The organism is Azospirillum humicireducens, assembly GCF_001639105.2.
Classification (GTDB): Bacteria; Pseudomonadota; Alphaproteobacteria; order Azospirillales; family Azospirillaceae; genus Azospirillum; species Azospirillum humicireducens.
In genome coordinates this window covers 1-12881 of sequence record NZ_CP028905.1, presented here as the reverse complement: position 1 = coordinate 12881, position 12881 = coordinate 1, and the positions used below count along the sequence as shown (strand labels likewise).

Sequence of the window (12881 nt, the reverse complement as noted above, 5' to 3'; positions counted from 1 at the left end):
GGGTGAAACCCGACCCGCCCGCGACCGCGGCATCACCGGCAGGGCGTGGCGGGCGCAACAGGACAACAAGTCATGACTTCATGAATCATGATTTCATGCTTCTTCTTCATGACGTGAAACCACTTCCATCTTTCCTGTTCTTGCGTGTAAATCCGCGAAGCTCCCGCTCGGGGCAGCGCTTTTTCCATCCCCTGCTACCGGGAACCACCGCATGGCTCGGATCATCAGTTTCGCCTCCACCAAGGGCGGCGTCGGCAAGACCAGTCTGGTCATGGCGCTCACCTCCGAACTGCGCCGGCGCAAGGCGAGCGTGCTTCTGCTCGATTGCGACCCCAACCGGCATCTGGCCGAGTGGGCGCGGCGCCGCAACGATGCCGGCGTGCGGGTGCTGGACGAGATCACGGAATCGAACGTCCGCCAGACGGTGCAGGAGAATGCGCCGAGCTTCGACTACACGCTGATCGACCTTGCCGGCTTCGGCAACCTGACCATGCTCTATGCCTTCTCGGTCAGCGACGGGGTGCTGATCCCGACCCAGCAGTCCTTCATGGACGTGAAGGAGACGGTGCGCACCTTCAAGGTGGTGGCGGATTCCGTCGGCGTGCTGAAGCACACGCCCGCCTCCAGCGTGGTGATCGTCCGCACCCAGGCAGCCATCGAATCCCGCGTCGACCGCCATGCCCGCGGTCTGCTGGACGAGCATGGCGTCCCGGCCTTCCGCACCGAACTGATCGAGCGCTCGCTCTTGAAGGAGATGACCTACACCGGCCACGGACCGGGCGAGGTCAACCCGGACAGCAACGCCGACCTGAACGTCCGCGCCCTGACCGACGAGTTCGTCGCCTTCCTGGAAGCCTCCCCGGCCAACCCGCTGATCCCGCGGGGGTGAGGCGGGCAGGGCTTCATGGCATGGAATCATGATTTTTGAACAAGATTCCTTATCATGATTTCATGATATTAAATCCGGTCAAACCGCCCCAGACTCCCCGCCTGGCCCCGGCCGACTGCCTGACGGAAACGGGAGCTGCCGGCGACGCAGAACTGCGCCAGACCGCACAGCCCCTGCTGACCGCTGGCCCTGCATGTGCAGTCAGCCCCGAGCGGCCATGGTGAAACGCTGGCAAGGATCCGGCAGGCGCCGCGGAGATGGCTGGTGGACAACGCCGTCGAACAGGAGGGGGGGGTGGAAGAGGGTGCCGATCGCGAAAGCCTCGGCATCGGCCTGGAAGCTATCGGCCATCGCCTCTCCCAATTGGGCCAGGAGGGGGAGGCGCGCGGGGATGAGGACGTCCCTTCCAAGGGTTACGAATCCCATATGCGATTGCCCTGACTGACCAGGGGGCACCCATTTGGCATGTCCTATTTTCACGCTTATAAATCATGAAAATAGGACATGATGATTTCAGATGATTTCCTGCCCCCTCCAGAGGCGCTGACATACAGGCTTGATTGCCGCCCCCATCCCTGAGCGACCGTCATCCCCGCGAAGGCGGGGATCCAGTAGTTCCCGAGCGGACCCAATGGGTAAACCTGACTCCCCGATTTCGCGGGGATGACGCCCAAAGGGCGCGCCGGCCATGTCGGAATATGGGGATGGTCCTGCATGTTAGCGCCCATGCTCCCCGGTGGGAGGAAGCAATGCTTTTCCCCGCACACCCGTCTCCGCGCCATGCCCCTCGAGCCGGACGGCCAAAATGGACGGACAGGCAAGCGTCGACGCAAAGCCCCCGTGGCCCAAGGGTGAAGCAGCCACACAAGAGCAGGCAACCATCCCACCATCTCATTTCATGATTTGTTTTCTCGATAAAGTGCCATGGCTTTATCCAATCGAACACCCAGCCATACGGATTGCCCGCAACCGGACCGCCCCGCCGACCGCGCGCATCATCTCATGCCCTTATTTCATGACATCTCTCCATCACATTGCCCGCCATCCCCCCTGTGGTTCCTGCGCCACGCCGGCCGGCTTTCCGCCACGATGCGCTCCGCCCCGCCACATGGCGCGAAGACAGGACACCAAGTCATGATATTGCTTCATGGCTTACCCCGCCGGCTCCAAGCCGGTGCCGCCCTGACCGGAGTGCCCATGTCGACCGACAGCCCCGCCAAGCCTCCCCTGAAGCCTGCCGCCAAGCCGGCCCGCCCTCCGCTGGGCGGGATCGGGATCGGCGGGCTGGGGACGGACGATGTCGATCCGATCCGCCAATACGGATTGAGCAAGGGCTTCCTGCCGACCGAGACGGAACCGCCCGCGACGCCCGCTCCCTCTCATCCGCAAGCCCCCACTCCCCAGCCGGCACCGGCGCCCATCCCCGCCCCCACCATCGTCCGCCCTGCGCCGACCCGGCCGTGGCAGGCGATGCTGCCGGACTATCTGGTGGAGGAGCTGCGCCAGGCCGCCGCACGCGAAGGCACCGCCCAGAAGGTGATCGTGCTGAAGGCGCTGCGGCAGGCCGGCTTCCGGATCGACGACATCGACCTGCAGGACCTGCGGCGACGTTGACGCTCGCGGCCCGACACACAATGCACACAGGCGTGGCCGAAGGGACGGTTTGACTCTCCAGGAGTAGCCGTCTATGCCCTGCACACGCTCCAGACCGACTGCCGACCACCAGCGACGACGAGATGAAGGCAAACATCACCCAGGCCGCCCCGGCGCCGTCCCCTGCGGCGGCCTCGCCCCTTCAGGCCTCGCCCCGTCCGGTATCGTCCGTCCCGGAGCCTGCCCCGGCGGCCGCTCCCAAGGCGGCGCCCCAGCCACCCGCCCAGCCCCAGGGCTCCCACGGTCTCAGCATCGACATGCTGGAACGGATGCTGGAGCAGCAGCCGAAGGACCCCAACGTGTGGAGCGCGCTGGGCGCCCTGCTGCGGCAGGCCGGCAAGCCGGAGCCGGCGATCGCCTGCCAGCGGCGCGCTCTGGAGATCGACCAGCGCCATGTCGGCGCCTGGACCAATCTCGGCAACGTCCTGGGCGACGTGGAGCGCTATGACGAGGCCATCGCCGCGCAGGAACATGCGGTGGTGCTGTCGGGCGGCAATCCCAGCCTGCTGTCCAACCTGGTGGTGGCGCTGCGCCACGGCTGCCGGTTCGAACGCGCGCTGGAGATCCTGGACGTCGCCCTGCGCGCGCGGCCCGGCGACTCCGGCCTGCTGTGGGACCGCGCCCTGACGCTGCTGCAGGTCGGCCGCTACACCGAGGGTTTCCGCGATTACGACTCCCGCCTGTCGCTGCCGGCCTATCAGAACCGCATCGCCGAAGGGCCGATGTGGGACGGCGGGCCGCTGAACGGCAAGACCATCCTGCTGACCACCGAACAGGGCTTCGGCGACGTGCTGCTGACCGCGCGCTATGTGCCGCTGGTCAAGGCGCGCGGCGGCCGGGTCCTGCTGGAATGCCACCCGGAGCTGCGGCGGCTGCTGTCCGGGCTGGAGGGCATCGACGGCTTCGTGCACGCCGGCACCGCCTATCCGGCCTACGACGTCCATTGCCCGCTGATGAGCCTGCCGCACCGGCTGGGCACGACCGTGGAAACGGTGCCGCCGCCCACCCGCCTGACCGTTCCGGATGAGGCGCGCGAGAAGGCAGCCAGGCTGGTGCCCGGCCCCGACGGCACGATCAAGGTCGGCATCATCTGGTCCGGCCGCGTCACCTTCAAGGACAACGCGCGGCGCGCCACCACGCTCAGCCGCTTCCTGCGCTTCCTCGACGTGCCGAAGGTGCGGCTCTACAGCATCCAGAAGGGCCCGCCGGAGGCGGAGCTGGCGACGCTCGGCACCTCCACCCTGATCACGCCGCTGGGGCCGCACTTCAACGATTTCGCCGATACCGCGGCGGTGCTGGAGCGGCTCGATCTGGTGATCATGACCGACAGCTCGGTGGCGCATCTGGCCGGCTCGCTGGGCCGCCCGGTGTGGAACCTGCTGCAGTTCATGCCCTACTGGGTCTATTGCGACAAGGGCGACACAACCCCCTGGTACCCGTCGATGCGCCTGTTCCGCCAGACCACGCCGGGCGACTGGGACAGCGTGTTCGCCGCCGCCGAACAGGCCCTGCGTCAGGTGGCTGCGCTCAGGGGCTGAGGCAGGCGCCTGCCTGTCTCAAGCCCCCCTGCTCCTCACCGGCCCCGGCGCCGGACGCCCCACCCTCATGGCGATGCCGTGTCGGTGGAGGCCGCCCCGGCATCATCGGGCTTCAGATCCTGCAGCCGCGCCGTCACCCGGTCCGATGTCGCGGCCACCTCGGCGAGAGGACCGGCGAGGTCGATGGCCGGCGGGCGGGGCCGGGGAGACCGGTGGGCCGGCGGAAGCGACGCCCGCCCCGCAGGCTCCGGTGAGTCCGGAGCGCCGGCAGGGGTGCCGTCGAGCACACCGGTGTCGGCCAACCCCATCGCGCGCAGGTCGTCCAGATCGGGCAGGTCGGCCAGGCTCTCCAGCCCGAACCGATCGAGGAAGGCGTCGGTGGTCACAAAGGTCAGCGGAGCGCCCGGACGCGGGCTGCGCGGGCCCGGACCGACCAGTCCCGCCGCACGCAGGCGCCCGACGGCGTCGGCATCGACGGTGCGGCCGAGCAGCCGCTCGAGGTCGCGCCGGGTCACCGGCTGGTGATAGGCGATGGTGGCGAGCAGCAGCTGGTCGGCCGGACCGAGGGCGGGGAGGCCCGCACCGGCGGGACGCACCGCCTGCAGCACCGGGGCGAGATGCGGGCGGGTGCGGTGATGCCAGCCGCCGGCGACCGCCATCAGGTCGTAGGGCCGGGTGCGCAGTTCCTCGCGAATGTCGGCGATCACCGCGTCGAGCGGGCAGTCGTCGCCGACCACCCGCGCCAGCACCGCCCGCGGCACCGGGGTCGGCGAGGCGAAGATCACCGCCTCGACCCGGTTCATCCATTCCCGCCACCGCAGCTCGGGCGGCAGACCGACCAGGTTCCGGTCGAACGGCAGGTCATCGGCGGTTTTCTTTGCAGGGGGCTGCTGTGCCATGGTCCCTCGCCTTAGAGCCCATAAAGGCGCGCGGTGGTTCGGCCGGTCAGTTCGCGGACGACGCCGAGGGCGACCAGCCGGTCGAACAGGCGGCGCGCGGCGCGTTCGGCGATGAGGTCGCGCACCCCGGCCACCGACAGCGCGTCGCGGGCGAGCAGGCGGTCGACGACCTGTCCGGCGGCGCGGGCGCGCAGTCGTGGCCGCACCGCCTGGAGGACGGCGGCGCGGTGGCCCAGCAAAGCAAAACGGTCAAGCGCCCTGGCGCTGCCGCGAAGCACCGCACCCGCGAGGCCCGCCCCGTCCTGCGCGGCGGCGAGCTCCGCGAGGCCGACGTGTCCCTGCGGCAGGCCGAGAGTGACCAGCGGCAGGCCAGAGGGCCAGCCGAGCCAGCGGGCGAGGACGACATCGGCCGCCCATGCCGCAAGAGCCCTGCGGTCCGGGCGGACCGCCAGCACCGCCTGGAGAGCGGTGGCGGCAGCTGCAAGCGGACAGGAAAGGTCGGCAGCGGTGGCGAGCGCTTGGGTGAGCACGTCCGGCAAGCCGTCGGTGCGGGCCCCCAGCCCGGCGATCAGGTTGGGCAACTCGCCCCACCGGGGCCCCGGCGGACCGGCGGCCAGCCAGAGATAGGCGCCCAGCACCGGAGCGGCCGGGCCGGCTGGCTGCGCCGGGCTGACGGCGACCAGATCGCGCAAGGCCGCCTCGTCCTCGGGGCGCCCGCTGCGGGCAACGGCGACAGCCGCCGCCATGAACGCCAGACGGTTGACCCAGGCCCCGGCATGCGGGGCGGCTGAGGCGACCGCGGCGTCGAGCACGGCAAGAGCGGCGCCGATATGGGCAGGCCCGGCGGGGACGGCGTGGTCCGCTCCGCTGCGCTCGGGGAGGGAGCGGATCGCCCAGGCAGGGAGGTGGAGCGGGAGGATGGCAGCGGCAGGGGAGAGCTCAGGCGGTGGCATCGGCCATGGCGGGGAAGGGGAAGGGGAAGGGGAAAGGGAAGGGGAAGGGGGCACGCTGGCGACACCTCCTTCTTGATAGCAGCCGAACAAGGCGACGGCGCTTGTCAGCGCTTATAGCATGGAAAAGCGCCGTAGCTAAGGGATCTGACATTACGTCCGATAATCTTGACTTATCGGATATAAGGCCCCGGTCACCGGGCTACATTCAGGATCAGGTTTTGTCGCTCTGGATATCCGCCGCCATGGTCTCGGGCGCCGTTCCCGCTTCTGCTCTCTCCCAAGGCCAGGCTGTCGGTTTTCTGTTCCATTGCTCCCGCAATCCCTAAAACGCTGGATCGGGTGGAGCCGGCGGTCGATGGCGATGTGCGACTTGCAGACGAAGGCCGGAATCAGATCGGCAGTTCCTCCGCCGGGCGCTTCCCCTCCCAGGTCAGCCACGACCTTGGAACCTTCACGATGGAAGCGTCGAGGATCTGGCAGCCCAGTGTGAAGTAACCACGCTCCTTCAGTTCCGCGCCGAAATGGGCGCTCCCCACTCTACCGCCCCTCTCGCGCTTGATGGTTGAAAATCCCCCTTGATTATTCGTATTAAAAATTTCGGATATGTTTGATTTTTGTTTTAATTACTACGGGGTGATGCCCAATTCTTTTCAAATCACATCACAGGACACTTTTCATTCCAGAATTTTTCTTTGGTTGCAAATTTGACGATTTACAACATTGACAATATAGAAGCAGACCCCCTTACTTAAACGAAAGGATAACACAAGATCAGTATCCTGGCTGTTGAGCATCGGCTTGAGAAATTACACATAAAATATGCATCCCATAAATATGGGATTGCATAAAGCAGGTGGAGAAGGGTTGATGTCGGGAACGTATAATGTCACAGCCACCGATGGTTCCACCCTGACCCTCGGCGGTTATGACACGATTATAGGAAATTCTGGAACCGACGTCATAACGCTGAACGATACGTCCGGCGCCTCTCTTCAGATAAGCCTTATTGAAACCATCGTCGGAACGACTTTCACCGATTGGGTTATTCTTCAAGGCGGAGCAACGGTTTCAATCTCTTCGGCCGAAACCATTGTGGGGGACGCCACTGCCACCGACGTGGTCGTCCTGAGCAATGCAAACGATATGGTGGCGGTCCGCAATATAGAGACTCTGCTGGGTGGCGGCGGCAGCGATCTTGTCGCCCTGGACACTGGCGGCAACACGATCTCGACCTCGTCGCTCGAAACGATTCTAGGCGGCAGCGGCACCGACATCGTCACCCTGGGCACGGCCAGCAGCACAATCTTGATGCGCGATATCGAAACGCTGACCGGCAGCAGCGGAAACGAGTTAGTGATGCTTCTGACTACGGGCATCACGGTCCAGATTTCGTCGATCGAGTCGGTGATCGGCGGCAGCGGCACCGATGTCGTGATCATTGGGACGGCGGGCACGACGCTGTCCATCCGCAGTATCGAGACGGTGACCGGCGGCAGCGGCACCGATGTCCTGACCTTGCTGTCGGGCGGCCATTCGATCCAGGCGGGCAACATCGAAACGCTGATCGGCCATACCGGCACCGACCGCATCGATCTGGACGCCGCGGGCAATACGATACTGGCGTGGAGATTGGAGACGCTGACCGGCAATGCGGGAACCGATGTCATCACCTTCGGTTCCTCCGGCAACACCGTTCTAATTGGCGATATCGAGACGCTGACCGGCAGCACCGGCACCGACGTCTTCACCCTGCAGACCGGCGGCGCGACGATGATCATCGACCGCCTGGAATCCATTACCGGCTCCTTCGGGACCGATGTGATTTTCTTTGGAGACGCCGGCAATACGCTGTTCACGAGGCTGCTGGAAACCATCATCGGCGGCACCGGCATCGATGCGGTGACGACCGGCACCGGCGGCAGCACGGTATTCGCGACCGGCATTGAAACACTGACCGGCAGTTCCGGCCTTGATCTCATCAACCTCGACACTGCCGGCAACACGATCACCGTCTGGCGGTTGGAGACCTTGCTGGGGAGCACAGGAACCGACGTCGTGCTGATGAGGTCGTCTGGAGCCACTCTCCATATCGGCAATATCGAGACGCTGATCGGCAACACCGACACCGATATCGTTATGCTGAGCACTTCCGGCTCCACGCTTCTTATTTCCGGGCTCGAGACACTGACCGGCGGCAGCGGCACCGATGTCGTCACGCTGGCAACCGGCGGCAACACGCTGCTCGTCGGCGGCATCGAGACGTTGATCGGCAACGGCGCCGGCGACATCATCACCTTCAATTCGAACGGCAACACGCTGCTGGTCGATGGCATCTGGACGCTCACCGGCGGCAGCGGCACCGACGTCGTCATGCTGACGACCGCCGGAAACACGCTGCTCGTCGGCGGCTTCGAGACGCTGAACGGCGGATCGGGAACCGATGTCATCACCCTGGCGACGGCAGGCAACACCCTCGAGGTCGGCAGCGTCGAGACATTGATCGGCGGTTCCGGCACCGATGTCGTCACGCTGGCGACGACAGGCAACAGCATGCTCCTCGCCGGCGTCGAGACGCTGACCGGCGGCAGCGGCACCGACGTCGTCACGCTGGCAACCGGCGGCAACACGCTGCTCATCGGCGGCATCGAGACGCTCCTGGGCGGCAACGGCACCGACATCGTCACCCTCAGCACCTCCGGCAGCACGATCAGGGTCGATCTCGTGGAAACGCTGCTGGGCGGCAGCGGCAGCGATGTCGTGATCTTGCAACCGGGCGGCAACTCGATCCTGCTCGGCAATGTCGAGACGGTCACAGGCGGCAGCGGCAGCGATCTTGTCGCCCTGGACACTGGCGGCAGCACGATCTCGGCGACATCGCTCGAAACCATTCTGGGCGGCAGCGGAACCGACATCGTCCTCCTGGGCACGGCCGGCAGCACAATCAGGGCGCGGGGCATCGAAACACTGATCGGCGGCAGCGGAACCGACATCGCGATCCTTCTTGATACGGGCAGCACGGTCCAGATTTCGTCGATCGAGACGCTGACCGGCGGCGGCGGCAGCGATGTCGTGATCCTTGGGACGGCGGGCACGACGCTGTCCATCCGCAGTATCGAGACGGTGACCGGCGGCAGCGGCACCGACGTCGTCACGCTGGGAACCGGCGGCAACTCGATCCAGGTGGACCACATTGAAACGTTGAGCGGCGGCTCCGGCGGCGATCTTGTCGCCCTGGGCACTGCCGGCGGCACGATCTCTCTCAGGTTGGTCGAAACCATTCTGGGCGGTAGCGGCAGCGACGTCGTCACCCTGGGCAGCGGTGGCAACACATTCAGGGTGCGCGATATCGAAACCCTGACCGGCAGCGACCAAACCGACGTTGCGACCCTTTTCGATAGTGGTAGCACCATCCTGGCTTCGGCGATGGAATCGCTGATCGGCGGCAGCGGCACCGACGTCGTGATCCTTGGGACGGCGAACACGACACTGAACACCAACAGGCTCGAAACGCTGATCGGCAGCACGGGCGTCGATGTGGTGACCATCTCCGCTACGGGCATCACCGCCTTGGTGTCCGGCATCGAAACACTGGTCGGCGGTACCGGCGTCGAACGCATCGATCTGGACGCCGCGGGCAATACGATGCTTCTCTCGCGGCTGGATACGCTGACCGGCAATGCGGGAACCGATGTCATCACCTTAGGTTCCGCTGGCAGCACCATTCTAATCGGCGATATCGAGACGCTGACCGGCGGCAGCGGCACCGACGTCGTCACCCTGCAGACCGGCGGCACGACGATGATGATCGACCGCCTGGAAACCATTTTCGGCTCCTCCGGGACCGACATGCTTTTGCTGGGAACCGCCGGCAACACGATGTTGGTACGGGTCGTGGAAACGATCATCGGCGGCACCGGCATCGATGTGGTGACGATCGGCACCGGCGGCAGCACGGTATTCGCGACCGACCTTGAAACACTGACCGGCGGTTCCGGCCTTGATCGCGTCGATCTGGGCACCGCGGGCAATACGATGTTTGTCTGGCGGTTGGAGACGCTGATCGGAAACCTGGGCACCGACGTTGTGACGATCGGGTCGGGTGGCGCCACGATGCTCACCGGCGGCCTCGAAACGCTGAGCGGCAATGTCGGCTCCGACGTCGTCATTCTGGACGGCGGCGGCTCCACGCTTCTCTTGTCCAGGGTCGAAACACTCCTGGGAGGCAGCGGAACCGATGCCGTCACACTCGACACCGGCGGCAACACGCTGTTCGCCAGCGGCATCGAAACGCTGATCGGCAGCGGCGGCACCGATATCGTCACCTTCAGCACGAGCGGAAATACCCTGCTGATCGGTGGGCTGTTGACGCTGACCGGCGGTTCCGGCAGCGATGTCGTGACCTTGCGGTCGGGCGGCAACAGCATGCTGGTCGCCGGCATCGAGACACTGACCGGCGGCAGCGGCACCGATGTCGTCACGCTGGCAACCGGCGGCAACACGCTGCTCGTCGGCGGCATCGAGACGCTGATCGGCAACGGCGCCGGCGACATCATCACCTTCAATTCGAACGGCAACACGCTGCTGGTCGATGGCATCTGGACGCTGACCGGCGGCAGCGGCACCGACGTCGTCATGCTGACGACCGCCGGCAACACACTGCTCGTCGGCGGCTTCGAGACGCTGACCGGCGGATCGGGAACCGATGTCATCACCCTGGCAACGGCAGGCAACACCCTCCAGGTCGGCAGCATCGAGACGCTGAGCGGCGGTTCCGGCAGCGATGTCGTGACCTTGCGGGCGGGCGGCAACAGCATGCTGGTCGGCGGCATCGAGACGCTGGCCGGCAGCAGCGGCACCGACGTCGTCACGCTGGCAACCGGCGGCAACACGCTGCTCGTCGGCGGCATCGAGACGCTGATCGGCAACCTGACCGGCGGCAGCGGCACCGACATCGTCACCCTGGGCGCTGACCGGCGGCAGCGGCACCGACGTCGTCATGCTGACGACCGCCGGAAACACGCTGCTCGTCGGCGGCTTCGAGACGCTGAACGGCGGATCGGGAACCGATGTCATCACCCTGGCGACGGCAGGCAACACCCTCCAGGTCGGCAGCATCGAGACGCTGACCGGCGGTTCCGGCACCGACGTCGTCATCCTGACGACCGCCGGAAACACGCTGCTCATCGCCGGCATCGAGACGCTGACCGGCGGCAGCGGCACCGATGTCGTCACGCTGGCAACCGGCGGCAACACGCTGCTCGTCGGCGGCATCGAGACGCTGACCGGCGGCAGCGGCACCGATGTCGTCACGCTGGCAACCGGCGGCAACACGCTGCTCGTCGGCGGCATCGAAACGCTGATCGGCAACGGCGCCGGCGACCTCGTCACCGTCGGTTCGAGCGGCAACACGCTGCTGGTCGATGGCATCTGGACGCTGACCGGCGGCAGCGGCACCGACGTCGTCACCCTGGCGACGGCAGGCAATACCCTGCGGATCGGCAGCACGAGACGCTGGCCGGCGGCAGCGGCACCGACGTCGTCACGCTGGCAACCGGCGGCAACACGCTGCTCGTCGGCGGCATCGAGACGCTCCTGGGAGGCAGCGGCACCGATGTCGTCACGCTAGGAACCGGCGGCAACACGCTGCTCGTCGGCGGTCTCGAAACGCTGATCGGCAACGGCGCCGACGACCTCGTCACCGTCGGTTCGAGCGGCAACACGCTGCTGGTCGATGGCATCTGGACGCTGACCGGCGGCAGCGGCACCGACGTCGTCACCCTGGCGACGGCAGGCAATACCCTGCGGATCGGCAGCATCGAAACCTTGATCGGCGGCCTCGGCACCGATGTCGTCACGCTGGCGACGGCAGGCAACACTCTGCGGGTCGGCAGCATCGAGACCTTGATCGGCGGCCTCGGCACCGATGTCGTGACGTTGGGCACGATTGCGAACACGCTGCTGATCGATTCGATCGAAACGCTGATCGGCGGTTCGGGCACGGATGTCATCATGGTCGGTTCGGCGGGAGCCACCCTGACCGTCGCCGGCATCGAAACCATCGTCTCAGTCGGCCGGACACTTCATCTCACCGGTGTAGAGACCCTGGTCAGCATCGGGAAGTCCGACATCCTCTTCGTGGGCAACGGTGGCGAAACCCTGATCCTCGCGGAGCAGTACAGAACAATCATCGGTTCGTCCTCGGCCGACGTCATCACGCTTGGAACCACGGGCGGCACTCTTCAGGTCCGGGGATTGGAGACTCTGATCGGGTCGGGAGGCAGCGACGTCGTCACTCTCGGCACAGCCGGCAACACCACGACTCTGTCTCTGCTGGAAACAGTGACCGGCGATGCCGGTACGGACGTGATCCTGCTGGGCGGCGCCGGCAACACCATCCTGGCGGACCGCCTGGAAACGCTCAGCGGAAGCAGCGGTACGGACAGGGTGGCGCTGGGCACCACGGGCGCCACCGTGCTGATCGGCGGTATCGAAACGCTGGCCGGTTCGACAGGCACCGATGTCGTCGCCCTTGGGGCGGCCGGCGTCACCATCTTCGCCGAGGCTTTGGAAACCATCGTCGGCGGTGCTGGAACCGATCTGTTCGTCCTGGGGACGGCCGGCAGCACCCTTCTGGTGTCCGCAATCGAGACGCTGCAGGGCGGCACCGGGACCGACGTCGTCACGCTGGGCGCCCCCGGCAACACCATCGTGCTGCGCGGGCTGGAAACCGTGATCGGCCAGGGCGGGACAGACATCGTCACGCTCGGCGATCCGGGAGCCACCCTGTTTGCCTCGGCGCTGGAAGCCCTGGCCGGCGGCACCGGCACCGACATCGTGACGCTGGGCGCCGCCGGCAACACGCTGTCCGTATCGGCCATCGAGACTCTGACCGGCGGCGGCGGCAACGATGTCGTCACCATCGGTTCGGTCATCGGCAACACCATCCTGG

At 66.2% G+C, this 12881-nt stretch carries 8 protein-coding genes; 5 read left to right on the top strand and 3 right to left on the bottom strand.

The genetic code is table 11. From position 1 onward, the window contains the following. Positions 1 to 211 precede the first annotated feature (211 nt). The 4 genes from A6A40_RS23280 to A6A40_RS23260 all read left to right on the top strand — a co-directional run bounded on the left by A6A40_RS23280 (position 212) and on the right by A6A40_RS23260 (position 4080). Complete coding sequence (locus A6A40_RS23280) at positions 212 to 889, top strand: ParA family protein (RefSeq protein WP_108548274.1); 678 nt, start codon at positions 212 to 214, stop codon at positions 887 to 889. 264 nt (positions 890 to 1153) lie between these two features. Further along, positions 1154 to 1330, top strand: a complete 177-nt coding sequence (locus A6A40_RS30810) for a hypothetical protein (protein ID WP_158279354.1) — start codon at positions 1154 to 1156, stop codon at positions 1328 to 1330. Between the two features lie 756 nt (positions 1331 to 2086). Further along, a complete protein-coding gene (locus tag A6A40_RS23265) occupies positions 2087 to 2503 on the top strand; it encodes a hypothetical protein (RefSeq protein WP_108548271.1) in 417 nt (138 codons plus the stop codon). A 122-nt stretch (positions 2504 to 2625) separates the two neighbouring features. Further along, positions 2626 to 4080 carry a CDC27 family protein gene (locus A6A40_RS23260; protein ID WP_108548270.1) on the top strand — a complete coding sequence of 485 codons (1455 nt, stop codon included), beginning with the start codon at positions 2626 to 2628 and terminating at the stop codon, positions 4078 to 4080. 65 nt (positions 4081 to 4145) lie between these two features. On the opposite strand, the gene scpB is transcribed toward A6A40_RS23260, so the two are convergent. From scpB to A6A40_RS30805, 3 genes are all read right to left on the bottom strand, one after another. Continuing rightward, positions 4146 to 4979, bottom strand: a complete 834-nt coding sequence (scpB, locus tag A6A40_RS23255) for an SMC-Scp complex subunit ScpB (RefSeq protein ID WP_108548269.1) — start codon at positions 4977 to 4979, stop codon at positions 4146 to 4148. A gap of 11 nt (positions 4980 to 4990) precedes the next feature. Then, positions 4991 to 5932, bottom strand: coding sequence for a DUF1403 family protein (locus A6A40_RS23250; RefSeq protein WP_108548268.1), 942 nt, complete (start codon positions 5930 to 5932; stop codon positions 4991 to 4993). Positions 5933 to 6321: 389 nt separating this feature from the next. Next, positions 6322 to 6468 (bottom strand): hypothetical protein, encoded by a 147-nt coding sequence (locus A6A40_RS30805; RefSeq protein ID WP_158279353.1) that lies wholly within the window; start codon positions 6466 to 6468, stop codon positions 6322 to 6324. A gap of 331 nt (positions 6469 to 6799) precedes the next feature. Between A6A40_RS30805 and A6A40_RS23245 the strand changes: the two genes are divergently transcribed. Further along, positions 6800 to 12881 (top strand): beta strand repeat-containing protein (locus A6A40_RS23245; RefSeq protein ID WP_146191619.1); only part of this gene is annotated, 6082 nt, incomplete at its 3' end.